Origin of the sequence: Achromobacter aloeverae (genome assembly GCF_004121055.1) — a bacterium.
Classification (GTDB): domain Bacteria; phylum Pseudomonadota; class Gammaproteobacteria; order Burkholderiales; family Burkholderiaceae_B; genus Bordetella_C; species Bordetella_C aloeverae.
Map to the genome: position 1 here is coordinate 199218 of NZ_PYAL01000009.1, position 15780 is coordinate 214997.

The following is a 15780-nucleotide window of genomic DNA, read 5'->3' on the forward strand; positions in this document are numbered from 1 at the left end:
CGCGCCCGTGCGCGACGGTTTTTCTTCCACCCTTGCGGGGCATGCCCCAGGCATGCCCAGGAGACATTCATGAATCCCTTCCTGCACAATCCTGTCGCCAGCGCGGCCCCGGCTCCGATCCCGATCCCGATCCCGATCCAGGCCCCGATGCCCAACGCTATCGATACCCCCCGCCAGGAGCCCGCTGCGCGCCATTGGGGACGCCGGTTTGGCGCCCTGGCCCTGGCGGCTGGCCTGTCGCTGGCCGCCGCGCCCGTGGCGGCGCTGGACGTGAACACCGCGACCGCCGAGCAGTTGCAGACCTTGCGGGGCGTGGGACCCAAGACGGCTGCCGTCATCGTCCGGGAGCGCCAGCGTGGGGGCAACTTCCAGTCCCTGGAAGACCTGTCCGACCGCGTGCGCGGCATAGGTGCGAAAAAGGCGCGTGCCCTGCAGGACGCGGGCTTGAGCATCGGCGGCGGGACGGGCAGTGCCGGCGCCGGCAAGCCCGATGCCTCGTCCGGCGTCAACGCGGCCGGGCAGGGCAAGCCCGCCGGCAGGCCGGGACGGCAGGGGAGCCGGCGAGGCTCCGACCGTCCCTGAGCGCGCGCGGAGCCGGAGCGAGGGGCAGGGCCGGCGCCGCGGCCTTGGCGGCCGCAGGCCAAGACGGGCGGGGCAGGCGGGGCAGGCGGGACAGACACGACAGGAACGATAGCCGCGAACGCCCTGGCGACTGGCGGGGTATCCCTGGCCGCCGTGCGGCCATGTCTTGCGTCATGCCCGGAGGGCGTTATATTTCCGGCATGAACACCGCCACCTACCCCACTATCGAACAAACCGTCGGCAATACGCCGCTGGTTCGTCTGCAACGCATCCCGGGCGCCGACAGCGACGCGCGCGGCAACGTCATCCTGGCCAAGCTGGAAGGCAACAACCCGGCCGGCTCCGTCAAGGACCGTCCGGCCTTGTCCATGATCCGCCACGCCGAGGCGCGCGGCGAGATCCGTCCTGGCGATACGCTGATCGAGGCCACCAGCGGCAATACCGGCATTGCCCTGGCCATGGTGGCCGCCATGCGCGGGTATCGCATGATCCTCATCATGCCGGACAACCTGTCGCTGGAGCGCCGCGCCGCCATGACCGCCTATGGCGCGCAGCTCATCCTGACGCCCGCCAGCAAGGGCGGCATGGAATACGCGCGCGACCTGGCACTGGCCATGCAGAGCGAAGGCAAGGGCAAGGTGCTGGACCAGTTCGCCAACCCCGACAACCCGCGCGCCCACATCGAAGGCACGGGCCCGGAACTGTGGACGCAGACCGGCGGCCGCATCACGCACTTCGTCAGCGCCATGGGCACCACCGGCACCATCATGGGCGTCTCGACGTACCTGAAGTCGCAAAACCCGGCGGTGCAGGTTATCGGCGCACAACCGGCCGAGGGGTCGCAGATCCCTGGCATCCGCAAATGGCCGGAAGCGTATCTGCCCGCCATCTTCGACCGCAGCCGCATCGATGGCTATGAGTCCATCGAGCAGACCGAGGCCGAGTCCATGGCGCGTCGCCTGGCGGCGGAAGAGGGCATCTTCGGCGGCATTTCCTCGGCGGGCGCGCTGGTCGCCGCCCTGCGGGTGTCGGCACGCGTGGAAAACGCCACGATCGTGTTCATCGTCTGCGATCGCGGCGACCGCTATCTGTCCACCGGGGTGTTCAATACCTGAGCGCTTGCCGCGCGGGCCGCGCAAGTGGCGCGACCCCGCGACCCGCGAATCCGTTTCAGTCGGGTTTCTGATGCTGCCCATGCAGGCGCTCGACCGACTGGCGCGTCACCTGCGGCGCCAGGATCTCGATGAACGCGTAGGCATACGCACGCAGGTGGTGCTTGCGATTGAGCACGATAAACGTGGTGCTGGTGGAAAACAGGTGGTCCACGTTGATGGCCCGCAGGCCGCGATCGCGCTCGGGGTCGAACACCAGCTCCGGCAGCACGCACACCCCGAGCCCTTGTTCCACATAGGCCTTGACGACATCCGCATTGGTGGCCTTGAGCACTGACGGGGCCTGCTTGCCCAGGCGTTCCAGGGTATTGAGTACCACGGTGCCGGTCTGCGAGGGCTCGTACAGGACGATGGGGTAGCGCGCGATATCGTCGAAGCCGGGACGCTCCACCTTGAGCAGCGGATGGCCCGTCGCCACCAGCAATAGGCGCCTGTAGGTCTGGAAGGGAATACCGAACAGGTCCCCATGCAGGTCCTTGGCCGAACTGAGGATGCCGATGTCGGCCTGGCCCGCGCGCAAGGTGTCGGTGATCTGGCGCCCGCTCTCCGGCCGGATGGTGATATGCACGCGCGGATAGCGGTCCGCGAATTGGCGCAGGGCCGCCGGCAGGCGAAAGCGCGCCTGTGCATGGCTGGCGGCTATCGTCAGCGTGCCGCTGTCGTCGGCGCTGTGGGCGCTGGCCAACTGGCGGATCTCATCGATTTCCATCAAGGCGCGCTGCGCCCGCTCGATGATCTCGCCTCCCACCGGCGTGATGGCCGTCAGGCGGTTGCGCTGGCGGGTAAAGATGGTCAGGCCCAGTTCTTCTTCCAACAGGCGGATTTGCGTGCTCACGCTGGGCTGCGAGATATGCAGCAACTCCGCCACCCGCGACACCTTGAGATCGCGGCGGGCGACTTCGCAAATGAAGCGCAGTTGCTGCAGGTTCATGCTTTCTCCTTGCGTTCCGTCCATCGCCGCCGCCGCTGGCGGGACGCTGCGCGCGCGCGTCAGTATAGGATTTTCGAATACTCGATCATAAATAAATATTATGAGTTTACCGAGGTGCTTGCTACCTTCTCGTCATGCCCGCGTCACCTCCCCTTGATAGCGCGCGGGCAGCCAACCGGGCAGGACAGATATGGACGCCAGATTCGCAGCGCCGCGCCAGCGGGCCGCGCGCAAGGAAGACAGCGGTTCGGAGCGACGTGGTCCAGGCCGCGGCGATGCCGCGGCGGCGGACACGGCCACGCCTCAGTCTGCCGGACCCCGGACGGTCGGGCCGGCGCAACTGCGTGCCATGCTGGACGACGGCGGCGAGTTCGCCGTGCTGGATGTGCGGGAGGAGGGCGTGTTCGGGCGCGATGGCCATCTTCTGCTGGCGTCCAATCTGCCGCTCAGCCGCCTGGAGCGCCTGGCGCCGGCCATGCTTCCCCGCCGCGAGGTGCGCATCGTCGTCTGCGACGGCGGCGACCGTGACAATGCCTTGGCCCGCGCCGCCGCCGAACGCCTGGTCGCCGGCGGCTACCGCCGTGTCCATGTGCTGGCGGGCGGCACCGCCGCATGGCGGGGGGAGGGATACGCGCTCTACGGCGGCCTGAACACCTATAGCAAGGCCTTCGCCGAACAACTTGCCCATGCGCGAGAGCTGCCGCAGGCCACGGTCGCCGACCTGGCGGCCTGGCAGGCGCAAGGGCGGCGCGTGCATATGCTGGACTGCCGTCCCGCCGCGGAGTTTCGCCGGATGACCATACCCGGCGCCATCAACTATCCGGGCATGGAGCTGGCCTATCGCGCGGCGCAGTTGGCGCCGGCGGACGACATCGTCCTGGTGAACTGCGCCGGCCGCACCCGCAGCCTGATGGCGACCCGGACCTTGCTGGAGGTCGGCCTGCGCAATCCGGTCTACGCCTTGCAGGGGGGCACCATGGGCTGGGCCCTGGACGGCAGGGAACTGGCGCATGGCGCGGTTTCCGCCTGTCCGCCGCTGGCGCCCGCCGCGCGCGCGGCCGCGGCCGAGTCGGCGCAGCGGCTGGCCGACCGCCATGGTCTCTCGTACATGGACCTGCCCGGCCTGGAGGCGCTGCGCGCGGACGCCGGCCGCACGGTGTACTTGTTCGATGTCCGCACGCCGGAGGAGTACGCCGCCGGCCATCTTCCCGGCGCGGTGGGCATAGGGGGCGCCCAGCTGGTGCATGCGCTGGATGTCTGGGCGCCGGTTCGCAATGCGGTCGTCGTGCTGTCCGACGACGACGGTGCGCGTGCCGTCTTCACCGCCATGTGGCTGAAGCAGATGGGTTGGCATGATGTGCGCGTGCTGCGCGCCGCGGCCGCCGAGTTCAGCGAACGCGGCGCGGCGGCGCCCCATGCTCCGTTGAATATCGCGCGCGTCCGGCCGGCGTTGCGCACGCCGGGCGTGGCCGCCGCCCTGATGGCACGCGGCGACGCCACGATCATCGATATCGAGGACAGCATGACCTACAAGCGGTCGCACATCGCCGGCGCCTGGCATGCGGTGCGCGCGCGGCTGGCCGACAGCCTGCCGGTGATCGCCTCCGGCGCGCCGCCGCGCGAATGGATCCTGACCTGCGCGGATGGCCTGCTGGCGCGCATCGCCAGCGCGGAACTGCAGGCCCTCACCGATACGCCGGTGAGCGTGCTGGAAGGCGGCACGGCGGCCTGGGTCGCGGCCGGCCTGCCGCTGGCCGAGGGCGCGGAGCGCCTGAGCGGCGCGGACGACGACGTGTGGCTGCGCGCTCACCAGCGCGCCGGCGACACGCGCAAGGCCATGCTGGAGTACCTCGATTGGGAAGAGGGCCTGGTGGCCGCCGTCGCGGCCGACGCCGACTTCCGTTTTCGGGAATGCCTGCGTTGAGGGCGGGCCATCCCGGGCGGGCATGACCGTGCCGGGGTCGCCGCGCTCCACCGTCGACCGGACCGTGCGACGCCTGGCCTTCCGGGCGTGGCGCGTTCCCTGAACCTTATCGCTGTATTTGTCGTTTTCGCAGGAGATGGATCCATGGCAAGCCGGCAGTTCTCCCAGCATGGCGCAGCGGCCGAGAGCGCCGGCCGCGTCCTGCTGGCGGTCGATATCGGAGGCTCATTCACCGACGCTGTGCTGATGGCGGATGGGAAAATGCACACGACCAAGGTGCTGACCACTCCCGCGCAGCCGGAGTTGGGCGTCATGCAGGGCGCGCGGGAGGTCCTGGACCAGGCGGGCCTGCATCCGAGCGACGTGGCGCTGTTCATCCTGGGAACGACGTTGGCCACCAATGCGTTGATCGAACGCAAGGGCGCGCGCACCGCCTTGCTGACCACCGAGGGTTTTCGCGACGTGGTCGAGATTGGCCAGGAGAATCGCTACGCGCAATACGATATTTTCCTGGAGAAACCCGTCCCGCTGGTGCCGCGCGACCTCCGCTTCGGTATTCCGGAGCGCATGGACGTGCATGGCCGCGCGTTACTGCCGCTGGACGAGGATGCGGTGCGCCACACGGCGGGACTGCTGCGCGAGGCCGGCATCGAAAGCGTGGCGATTTCCTTTCTTCACAGCTATGTGAATCCCGCCCACGAAGCGCGCGCGGCGGCCATCCTGGCCGAGGCCTTGCCGCAAGCCTGGATCACCGTCTCCGCCGATGTCTGTCCCGAGGTGCGGGAGTACGAGCGTACCTCCACGGCCTGTGCCAATGCCTATGTGCAGCCAGTGGTCGCACGGTCGCTGCGCGAGTTGGAAAGACTGATGCGCGAGGCCCGCCTGGCTTGCCCGATCTACCTGATGACTTCGGGCGGTTCGTTGACCTCGCTGGAGCTGGGCGCCCGCCAACCGGTCAAGCTGGTGGAGTCCGGCCCCGCCGGCGGCGCCATTCTTGGCCGGCAGGTCGCGGAGCATTGCGGCGAACGGCATGTGCTGTCCTATGACATGGGCGGCACGACCGCGAAGATCTGCTTCATCGACGACTATACCCCCCAGCTGTCGCGCAGCTTCGAGTTCGGCCGCATGTACCGCTTTCTCAAGGGCTCGGGTCTGCCCATACGCATCCCGGTGATCGAGATGGTGGAAATCGGCGCCGGCGGCGGTTCCATGGCCCATGTCGATGCCTTGGGCCGGGTGCAGGTAGGGCCCGATAGCGCGACGTCCGATCCGGGGCCTGCCTGTTTCGGGCGCGGCGGCACGCGGTCCACGGTGACCGATGCGAACTGCATGCTGGGCTTGCTGGACCCGTCGCGCTTTGCCGCGGGCAAGGTCGCGCTGGCGCCGGACGCGGCGCGCGCGGCGATCGCCCGCGATGTCGCCGGACCGCTGGGCATGAATCCGGAGATGGGAGCGCTGGCGATCAGCGAGATAGTCGCGGAGAACATGGCGGGCGCGGCGCGCGTGCATGGCATAGAGCTGGGCAAGGATATCGAGCGCTACACCATGATCGCGTTCGGTGGGGCCGCCCCGCTGCACGCGGCCCAAATGGCGTCCAAGCTGGGGATAGACCGGGTTATCGTCCCGGTCGCGGCGAGCGTGGGATCGGCGCTGGGTTTCCTTTGGGCGCCGGTGGCCTACCAGGCCTTGCGCAGCTTCTACCAGGCGGCGGAGTCGCTGGATCCCGCCGCGGTCAATCTCATCCTGGCCGGGATGCGCGAGGAGGCGAGCGCGGCCGTGCGCGCGGCCGCGCCCAAGGGCAGCCGGCTGGAGACGCGGTGCGTGGCCTATATGCGCTATCGGGGCCAGGGGCATGAAATTCCCGTCGCACTGCCGGCCGCGCGCCTCACCGAGGCACTGGCGGCCCGCCTGCCCAAGCTGTTCGAGCGCGAGTACCGCAAGCTGTATGACCGCGTCATTCCGGGCGTGCCGGTCGAGATTCTCACCTGGACGGTGACCGTATCCACGCGTCGCGCCGCGGCCGGGGACCCGCCGCGCCGTGCCGCGCCGGCCCGCAAGCCAGTACCCAAGGCGCGCCGCCCCGTCTTCGACATGGCCCGGGCGCGCGCGGTCGACATCCCCGCCTACGACCGCCTCGACCTGGCGGAATCGGACCACATCGAGGGCCCGGCGCTTATCGTCGAGGACCAGACGACGACGGTCGTCCCGGCCGGTTTCACGGCCAGGGTCGACGCGCGCCATTATCTGGTGCTGGACCGCCGCGGTCGGACAAGGACGCAAGGAGGCAACGCATGAACGCTACGCGGTCGAACCAGTCGGCGACAGCCGTCATACGTAACCAGATCCTCTGGGATCGCCTCATCGCGGTGGTCGAGGAGCAGGCCCAGACCATCATCCGCACCGCATTCGGCGCCGCCGCGCGCGAGGCGGGCGACGTATCGGCCGGCCTGTTCCTGCCGGACGGCCGGATGATCGCGCAGGCGGTCACCGGCACGCCCGGCCACGTCAATTCGGTGGCCGAGTCCTTGCGCCATTTCCTCGCCGAGTTTCCCGCGGCCACCATGCGGCCGGGCGATATCTACATCACCAACGATCCCTGGAAAGCCACCGGCCACCTTTTCGATATCACGGTGGTGACGCCCGTATTCCTGGGACGCAAGCTGGTGGCGCTATTCGCGTCCAACACCCATGTGGTGGACATCGGCGGCGTGGGCGTGGGACCCGATGCCACGCAGATCTACCACGAGGGCCTGTTCATTCCCATCGCGAAGCTGGCCGACCGCGGCGAGATGAGCAAGACCGTGCTGGACTTCCTGCGCGCCAACGTGCGCGATCCGGTGCAGGTGGTGGGGGACGTCTACGCCCTGGTGTCCTGCAATGACGTGGCCGGCAGGCGGCTGACCAGCATGATGCGCGAATACGGCCTGAAGACGCTCACGCCGCTGGGCGAGCACATCATCGCGCAGTCCCGCGCGGCCATGCTCAAGGCCGCCGCCGCTTGGCCCGCGGGCACCTGGCGCCACGAAATGACCATAGACGGCTACGAGGCGCCCATCCACTTGAAGGCGGCGCTGACCGTGTCGGCGCGCGGCATCGAGGTGGATTTCGCGGGCAGTTCCGGCACCGTCCAGCGGGCGTTGAACGTGCCGAAGTCGTACACGGATGCCTACACGTCGTTCGGCGTGCGCTGCATCATCGGCGCGGACGTGCCCAATAACGCTGGCTCCTTGGGCGTGGTCAAGGTCAAGGCCCCCGAGGGCAGCATCGTCAATGCCTTGCCGCCTTGCGCCGTCACGTCCCGCGCCATCGTCGGCATGATGCTGCCGGACCTGGTTTTTGGCTGCCTGCGCCAGGTCCATCCCGACCGCGTGCCGGCGGAAGGGGCCTCCAGCCTCTGGAATATCCGCCTGGTGGGCGGACAGCCCATGGCGGGCGCGCCGTCCGAGGATTTCCTTGCCGGCCGGCGCTTCACGCAGGTGTCCTTCACCACCGGCGGTACCGGCGCGCGCCCGCGCCAGGACGGCTTGTCGACGACCTCCTTTCCCAGCGGCGTGCGCAATACGGCGGTGGAGATCTCCGAGACCATGGCCCCGCTCGTGTTCTGGCGCAAGGAATACCGACGCGATTCCGGCGGCCCGGGCAAGTACCGCGGCGGCCTGGGCCAGGTCGTCGAGGTGGCTCATGCCGGACACGTTCCCATGATCCTGGCCGCGACCTTCGACCGCATCAAGTATCCGGCGCGCGGCGCGCTGGGCGGACATGAGGGAGCCGCGGGGCGCGTGCGGCTGAAGTCGGGCCAGGTGCTCAACGGCAAGGGGCGGCAGCTGGTGCCGGCGGGCGACCGGGTCATCATCGAAACGCCTGGGGGCGGCGGCATCGGCGATCCGCGCGAGCGCGCGCGGGAGTACGTCGAGCGCGACGTGCGCCATGGCCTCGTCGGCGCCGATGCGGCCCGGGAAATATACGGACAGTCCTAGGAGGCCCATTCCCGCAGGCGTGGGGATGCGATGCCCATCCAGGCCAGGGGTGGCGGAGACAATGCCAGCCAACCTATGAACTAGCGGACCCGCATGGTCCGGCAGGAGTCGAACATGAGACGTTTGCCGTGGATGCTGTTGTTTTGCCTGAGCTGTTTTGCCGGCGCCGGACACGCGGCGCCTTTCCCGGATAGGCCGATCACCCTCGTCGTGCCGTATCCGCCGGGCGGCGGCGTGGATTTCGTCGGCCGCGTGCTGGCCACGGGTTTGTCCGCGCGGCTGGGCCAACCGGTGATCGTGGAAAACCGCGCGGGCGCCGGCGGCACGATCGGGGCCGCCTATGTCGCGCATGCGGCCGCGGACGGCTACACGCTGCTGGTCGGCGGGACGGGCCCCTTGTCGGTCGGTCCCCTGCTGTTCAAGAGCCTGTCCTATGCGCCCCTGAAGGACCTGGCGCCCGTGTCCCTGGTGGTCCTGATTCCGCAAATCCTGGTCGTGCGCCCATCGCTGCCGGCGCATGACGTGGCCAGCCTGCTGGCGCTGGCGCGCGCCAGGCCGGGTACGTTGACCATGGGTTCGGGCGGAACGGGCACGGGCCAGCACCTGGCGGGCGCCATGCTTGTCGCGCAAGCGCATGTGGATATCCAGCACATCCCGTACAAAGGCACGTCGCTGGCCATCAACGACCTGCTGGGCGGGCACATCGACATGATGTTCGCCGATCCTTCCGTGGTGCCCATGATCAAGTCCGGCCAGTTGCGCGCGCTGGGCCTGACCACGCCGCAGCGTTCGCCCATCATGCCCGCGGTGCCCGCCATCGGCGAGACCGTGCCCGGCTACGCCATGCAGAGTTTCTATGCCTTGACGGCGCCGGCGGGCACGCCGGCCGCCGTGATGGACCGGCTCAACGGCGCCCTCGCTGCCGTGCTGGCCGAACCGGACGTGCAGCAAAAATTCGCCGCCGAGGGCATGTCGGCTTCTCCCACCACGCCGCAGGCCGCGCGCGACTATATCGCCGGCCACACGGCGCATGCCGCGCAACTGCTTGGCCTGGCGTCTTCCTCCACGCAGTCGCCCGCTGCATCCCTTCCCTCCGCCCACGCATCGAAATGAAAAACGACACTTTGCTGGTACACGCAGGACGCGATCCACAGGCCCATGCGGGCATGGTCAACACCCCGGTCTTCCGCACGTCCACCGTCATCTTCCCGACGCTGGCGTCCTACCAGGACCGCAAGTCGCACGGCGACAAGTTCGTGCGCTATGGACGCCATGGCACGCCCACCACCTATGCCTTCGAGGAAGCCGTGGCCAGCCTGGAAGGCGGCTACAAGACCGCGGCGGTCCCCAATGGGCTGGCGGCCATCGTCGCCAGCCTCACCGCCTATGCGCGGCCTGGGGCCCACCTCCTGATGCCCGACTCCGTGTATACCCCCGCCCGCCGCTTTTGCGAAGGGCGCCTGGCCAGCTGGGGCGTGCGCACCGAGTTCTATGCGCCGCGCATAGGCGCTGGGATCGCCGGCCGCCTGACGCCCGACACCGTGGCCGTCTATTGCGAGTCTCCGGGCTCGCAGACCTTCGAGGTGCAGGATATCCCGGCCATCGCCGCCGCCGCGCATGCCCGCGGCATCCCGGTCATCGCCGACAACACCTGGGCCACGCCTTACTTCCTGCGGCCCTTCGAACTGGGCGTCGACGTCTCGATCCACGCGGCGACCAAGTACATCGGCGGCCATTCCGACCTGATGATGGGCGTGATCACCGCCAACGAGACGCACTGGGACGCCATCCACAAGGCCGTCGACGACCTCGGCTACAGCGTCAGTCCGGACGACTGCTACCAGGGCTTGCGCGGCCTGCGCACGCTGGGCGTGCGCCTGCGCCAGCAGATGGGCAATGCGGTCGAAGTGGCTCGTTGGCTGGAGCGCCAGCCTCAGGTGGCGGCGGTGAACTATCCCGCGCTGGAAAGCCATCCCGACCATGCCCTTTGGCGGCGGGACTTCGGCGGCGCCGCGTCGCTGTTCGCGGTGGAATTGCGGCCGGAGTGGGGCGGTCGCGTGCAAGCCCTGGTGGACAGCTTGACGCTGTTCGGCATCGGTTCGAGCTGGGGCGGCTATGAAAGCCTGGTGAACCTGGTCCAGGCCGGCGCGTCGCGCACGGCCACGGCGTGGACGCCCGCCGGGCCGGTGCTGCGCCTGCATGTCGGCATGGAGGATCCGCAAGACCTGATCGCCGATCTGAAGCAGGGATTTTCGGCGGCGGCGTCCTAACCTGCGCCATCGAACTTCCATTTTCTCCAGCCGTGTCCGTTCGCAGTCCTGCCGTTGTTCGACCTTCATTCCTGAAACAGGGGGCCCTGACATGCCTACGCCTTCGCACCACGCTTTCCTCCTTCATCGCCTTGCCGCGGCGGGACTGTGCGCCGCGGCCTTGCTGGCGGCCGCGCCGGCCCATGCCGACCGGCTGGCCGATATCAAGTCGCGCGGCACGCTGATCTGCGGCACGCAGAATGCATCTTCCCCGTATGCCTTCCAGGATCCGGACACGCGGTCCTACATGGGGTATGACGTCGACATGTGCAAGGCCGTGGCGCAGGGCCTGGGCGTGAAGCTGGAGCACAAGCCGCTGTCGACCGAGGCCCGGATTCCCGAGCTGAAGATGGGACGCGTGGACATGGTCGCCGGCTCGATGGCCTACCTGCCCGAGCGCGCCAGGCAGGTCGACTACAGCTTGCAGTACCTGCAGGACGACATCCGCCTGCTGGTCAAGAAGAAATCCGGCATCACCAAGCTGTCCGACCTGGATGGCCGCAAGGTGTGCACCAGCAAGGGGTCCAGTTCGTCGGCCGTGGCGCAGCGGGTGCTGACCAAGTCGCGCATGCTGAATTTCCAGGACGTGTCTTCCTGCTACCTGGCGCTGCAAAGCGAGAAGGTCGATGCCTTGCCGGGCGGCGACCTGGGCCTAATCCGCTTTCGCATCGAATCGGAGAAGCAGGGCGATCCCACGGTGATGCTGGACGAGCCCATTTTCACGGAGCATATGGGGCTGGTCGTCGACAAGGGCAATCCGGAACTGCTCGCCGCCATCAACAAGGTGATCCAGGACATGGACCGGCGCGGCGAGTTGAGCGCCATCTACGACAAATGGATGGGCGCCAATTCGCCCTACAAGCTGGTGCGCACGTTCAAGGTCGAGCCGGTGGACCTGCACCGCCAATAGCCATGGGGCGGGCCCGCGCGGCCCGGGACACGATGCATTTCGACTTTTCCTTCCTGACGTCCCCCGACGTGCTGGCGGCGCTGGCGCTGGGCGTGGCCACCACGCTGCGCCTGTTCGCCGGCGCCTGGGTGTGCGGCTTCGGCCTGGCGGTGGTGCTGGTCGGCCTGGGCGCCATACCCCTGAGACCCGTGCGCGCCGTCTTGCGGCTGTTCATCGAGTACCACCGCAACGTGCCCACGGTGGTGCAGATCATGGTGTGGTATTTCGGCATGCCCGAGATCCTGCCCACGGGCCTGCGCCTGTGGATCAATCATGGCAACAGCGAGTTCCTCTTCGCCCTGGTGGCGCTGTCGCTCAATTCCAGCGCCTACATGGCGGAAGACATCCGCTCCGGGTTTCGCGCCATTCCGGGGGCGCAGCACGAGGCCGCCCGCTCCGTCGGCCTGAGCGCCTTCGGCGCCCTGCGGTACGTCACCTTGCCGCAGGCCCTGCGCATAGGCGTGCCGCCGTTGGTGAACCGGTCCTTGATCCTGTTCAAGGACACCAGCCTGGCCATGGCCATCGGCGTGACGGAGCTGACCAACCAGGCCCGCGCCATCGAGAACCTTACCTTCCGCGCCTTCGAGGCATTCGCGGTGGCAACGGCCTTCTACCTGATCGTCTCGCTGTGCCTGATGACGTTCGGCAACTGGTTCGGGCGGCGCTATCCGCCCACGTTCAAGGGGTGACGGGGATGCTGGACATCATACGGAAGTACGGCATGCTGCTGCTGGTGGGGCCATGGCCGCACGGTCCCCTGGGCGGCATCGTGGCCACGCTCATCCTGGCCGCCCTGGGCCTGGCGCTGTCCTTTCCGGTGGCCTTGCTGCTGGGATTGGCGCGCACCAGCTCCTGGCGGTGGCTGCGCTGGCCGGCCAGCGCGTGGGTCCATGGCCTGCGCGGCATTCCGCTGGTCATGATCATTTTCTGGGCGTACTACCTGTTGCCCCTGTTGATCGGCGACACCATTTCGCCGTTCGCCACGGCCTTGTGCGCCATCGTCTGCTACGAGGCCGCCTTCATGGCGGAGATCGTGCGTGCGGGCATCCAGGGCCTGCCGGCGGGACAGGCCGAGGCGGCGCGAGCCGCCGGGCTGACCTATGCCCAGGCCATGGTGCATGTGATCCTGCCGCAGGCCCTGGTCAACATGCTGCCGTCCATCGTCAACCAGTTCATTTCCACCATCAAGGCCACGTCCATCGTGTACATCATCGGCGTGCAGGAGGCGACTTTCGCCGCCCAGGAGATCAATAGCGTGGAGATGACGCACGCGCTGCAGACCTATCTGCTGCTGGCATGCATCTATTTCCTGCTCTGCTACGGGCTGTCGTTCGCGGCCGCCGCGGTGGAGCGGCACTTCCGATTGCGTCAAGCGGCCGGCGCCGCGGCGTCCGCCGCGGTGGCCGCATCAGCAAGCTGACCAGGAGATTGCGATGATCGATTTCAAGAACGTACACAAATGGTATGGCGCCTACCATGCGCTGGACGACGTGAGCGGCACGGTGGCCGATGGCCAGGTGGTCGTCGTCTGCGGACCGTCCGGCTCCGGCAAGTCGACCCTGATCCGCACGGTCAATGCGCTGGAACCCATCCAGGGCGGCGCGGTGCTGGTCAAGGGGCGCGACGTGCATGCCAAGGGCAGCAATCTCAACGCGCTGCGCGCCGGCATCGGGTTCGTGTTCCAGCAGTACAACCTCTTTCCGCACCTGTCCGTGCTGGAGAACATCATGCTCTCGCCGCGCAAGGTCGGCGGCATGCTGCGGCAGGAGGCCGAGACGCTGGCGCGAGACCTGCTGGGCAAGGTGGGGCTGGCCCACAAGGCCGATGCCATGCCCGCCAGCCTGTCGGGCGGCCAGCAGCAGCGCGTGGCGATCGCCCGTGCGTTGGCCCAGCGTCCGCCGCTCATCCTGTTCGACGAACCGACCAGCGCGCTGGATCCGGAGATGGTAGGCGAGGTCCTCGCCGTGATGAAGCAGCTGGCGGGCGAGGGCATGACCATGGCCATCGTTACCCATGAGATGGGGTTCGCGCGCGAGGTCGCGGACCGCATCTGGTTCATGGACGGCGGGAAAGTGCTGGAAGACGCCGATCCCCGCGTTTTTTTCGAATCGCCCTCCCATCCCCGCGCGCGCCGCTTTCTCGCCGACATCCTGCGGCCCGGCCCGTCGCCAGGCGCGCCGGGCGACGGCGCCCATGCCGGGCCGGCCCGTGCCGCCCTGGCTTGAACTTGCTGGTCTCTTTCCTGGTCTCCACTTTTCTATCGGTATCTCACATGGAATCCTTTCCCGTAATGGATGCGGCCGCGTTGAAGGCGGCCCTGGCCGGCGTGTCGCGCGCGGCGGCGCATGGCGCCGAACTGGCCTTGCTGGACGTCAGCGAAGAGGGCGAGTTCGGCTTTGGCCATCTGCTGCGCGCCGTCAACGTGCCCTATAGCCGCCTGGAGCTGCTGGTCGAACCCCTGGTGCCGCGCAAGACCTGCCCTGTCGTCCTGATGGACCAGGGCAACGGCATCGCCATGCGCGCGGCCGCCAGGCTTGCCGCGCGGGGGTATCGGGACATCCGTGTCTTCCCGGGCGGCAAGGCGGCCTGGGCGCAAGCGGGCGGTGAACTGTTCGCCGGCGTCTACGTGCCCAGCAAGGCTTTCGGCGAGTGGGTGGAGCATGCTTTCGATACGCCCCACATCGATGTCGAGGAATTGGCGCGCCTGGTCCAGGCGCGCGCGGACCTGGTCATCCTGGATCCGCGCACCGAGGCCGAGCATGCGGCCGGCCACGTGCCGACCGCCGTCAATTGCCCGGGCGGGGAACTCGTCTATCGCTTCGACGACCTGGTGCCGAGTCCGGAGACGTTGGTGGTCGTCGCATGTGGCGGCCGCACGCGCGGCATCGTGGGGGCCCAGGCCTTGATCAACGCGGGCGTGCCGAATCGCGTGGTGCACCTGGCCGACGGTAATCACGGCTGGCGCCTGTCGGGCCGGGAACTGGAGCGCGGATTGGCCCGGCGCGCCCATATCACGCCGGCTGGCGCGGATGTGGCGCGCGCGCGGGCGCGGACCTTGGCCGCGCGTTTCGCTGTCCCTACGGCGAGCGAGGCGCAACTGGCCGCGTGGCAGGCCGATCCGGCGCGGACCACCGTCGTCTTCGACGTCCGCACGCCCGCGGAATATGCGCGGGGACATCATCCCCTGGCGCGCAATGCCCCCGGCGGCCAGCTGGTCCAGGCCACCGACCAATGGCTGGGAACCCTGGGCGCGCGCGTGGTCCTGGTCGACAGCGACGGCGTGCGCGCGGTTGTGACCGCGCAGTGGTTGCTGCACATGGGATGGGACGTCCACGTACTGGAAAGGACGGCTGACGCCGACGACGACCTTGCCCCGGCGGCGACGGACGAGTCGAGCATGGGCGTCCTCGGCCCCGACGAGGCGGCACGGGTCCAGCGCGAACTGCGCGGCGCCATCCAGGCCGCGCCCGAGATCGATGTCCGCGCCGCCCAGGCCGCCATGCTGGCGGGTGCGCTGGCGGTATCCCTGGACCGCAGCGTGGAATACCTGGCGCTGCATCCCGCTGGCGCCGTGTGGGCCAACCGCGCACGGCTCGACGCGCTGGACGCCGAGATCGCCCGGGGCCGTGCGCTGGTGCTGTTTTCCGAGGACGGCCGCGTGGCCCAGCTGGCCGCGCTGGACCTGCTGGAGCGCGGCGGCGGCAAGGCCCACGTCAGCGTGGCGCACGGCGGGCTCCATGCCTGGCGCGCCGCCGGCCTGCCGGTCGCGTCCGCGAACGAGGACGCGCTGCCCGCCGCCGACCGTATCGATTTCCTGCAATGGGCGCCCGGCCGCCGGCAAGGCAACAAGGATGCCATGCAGGCCTACCTGAACTGGGAAAAGAACCTGTTGCGGCAAGTGGCCGCGGAAGGGTTTCATTACGGCCCTGCCTGAGC

At 68.7% G+C, this 15780-nt stretch carries 13 protein-coding genes; 12 read left to right on the plus strand and 1 reads right to left on the minus strand.

Annotation, left to right across the window (positions count from 1 at the left end):
- Positions 1 to 69: 69 nt before the first annotated feature.
- Both C7R54_RS26395 and cysM read left to right on the plus strand, forming a co-directional pair.
- Complete coding sequence (locus C7R54_RS26395; RefSeq protein ID WP_129153895.1) at positions 70 to 582, plus strand: ComEA family DNA-binding protein; 513 nt, start codon at positions 70 to 72, stop codon at positions 580 to 582.
- Positions 583 to 782: 200 nt separating this feature from the next.
- Entirely contained in the window at positions 783 to 1697 is a 915-nt protein-coding gene (cysM, locus tag C7R54_RS26400) for a cysteine synthase CysM (RefSeq protein ID WP_129153896.1), read from the plus strand.
- A 55-nt stretch (positions 1698 to 1752) separates the two neighbouring features.
- Here cysM and C7R54_RS26405 read toward each other — a convergent pair whose 3' ends face one another.
- On the minus strand, positions 1753 to 2685 hold the full coding sequence (locus tag C7R54_RS26405; RefSeq protein WP_192903750.1) for a LysR substrate-binding domain-containing protein: 933 nt from the start codon (positions 2683 to 2685) through the stop codon (positions 1753 to 1755).
- Between the two features lie 190 nt (positions 2686 to 2875).
- On the opposite strand from C7R54_RS26405, the gene C7R54_RS26410 reads away from it, so the two are divergent.
- The 10 genes from C7R54_RS26410 (at position 2876) to C7R54_RS26455 (ending at position 15778) form a co-directional block, all read left to right on the plus strand.
- Complete coding sequence (locus C7R54_RS26410; protein ID WP_129153898.1) at positions 2876 to 4609, plus strand: rhodanese-like domain-containing protein; 1734 nt, start codon at positions 2876 to 2878, stop codon at positions 4607 to 4609.
- 144 nt (positions 4610 to 4753) lie between these two features.
- Positions 4754 to 6904: a hydantoinase/oxoprolinase family protein gene (locus C7R54_RS26415; RefSeq protein ID WP_129153899.1), complete on the plus strand. Its 2151-nt coding sequence runs from the start codon at positions 4754 to 4756 to the stop codon at positions 6902 to 6904.
- Positions 6901 to 8586, plus strand: a complete 1686-nt coding sequence (locus tag C7R54_RS26420; protein WP_129153900.1) for a hydantoinase B/oxoprolinase family protein — start codon at positions 6901 to 6903, stop codon at positions 8584 to 8586. The genes C7R54_RS26415 and C7R54_RS26420 overlap by 4 nt, the downstream gene beginning before the upstream one ends.
- A 114-nt stretch (positions 8587 to 8700) precedes the next feature.
- Positions 8701 to 9699 (plus strand): Bug family tripartite tricarboxylate transporter substrate binding protein, encoded by a 999-nt coding sequence (locus tag C7R54_RS26425; protein ID WP_129153901.1) that lies wholly within the window; start codon positions 8701 to 8703, stop codon positions 9697 to 9699.
- Entirely contained in the window at positions 9696 to 10856 is a 1161-nt protein-coding gene (gene metC, locus C7R54_RS26430) for a cystathionine beta-lyase (RefSeq protein WP_129153902.1), read from the plus strand. Before C7R54_RS26425 ends, metC begins: the two co-directional genes overlap by 4 nt.
- 91 nt (positions 10857 to 10947) lie before the next feature.
- On the plus strand, positions 10948 to 11805 hold the full coding sequence (locus C7R54_RS26435; protein ID WP_129153903.1) for an ABC transporter substrate-binding protein: 858 nt from the start codon (positions 10948 to 10950) through the stop codon (positions 11803 to 11805).
- A 32-nt stretch (positions 11806 to 11837) separates the two neighbouring features.
- The gene (locus tag C7R54_RS26440) at positions 11838 to 12533 is read left to right on the plus strand and encodes an amino acid ABC transporter permease (protein WP_129153904.1); all 696 of its coding nucleotides are present in this window, start codon (positions 11838 to 11840) and stop codon (positions 12531 to 12533) included.
- Between the two features lie 5 nt (positions 12534 to 12538).
- A complete protein-coding gene (locus C7R54_RS26445) occupies positions 12539 to 13264 on the plus strand; it encodes an amino acid ABC transporter permease (RefSeq protein ID WP_129153905.1) in 726 nt (241 codons plus the stop codon).
- Positions 13265 to 13277: 13 nt separating this feature from the next.
- Entirely contained in the window at positions 13278 to 14069 is a 792-nt protein-coding gene (locus C7R54_RS26450) for an amino acid ABC transporter ATP-binding protein (protein WP_129153906.1), read from the plus strand.
- 47 nt (positions 14070 to 14116) lie between these two features.
- A complete protein-coding gene (locus C7R54_RS26455; RefSeq protein ID WP_129153907.1) occupies positions 14117 to 15778 on the plus strand; it encodes a rhodanese-like domain-containing protein in 1662 nt (553 codons plus the stop codon).
- Positions 15779 to 15780 lie beyond the last annotated feature (2 nt).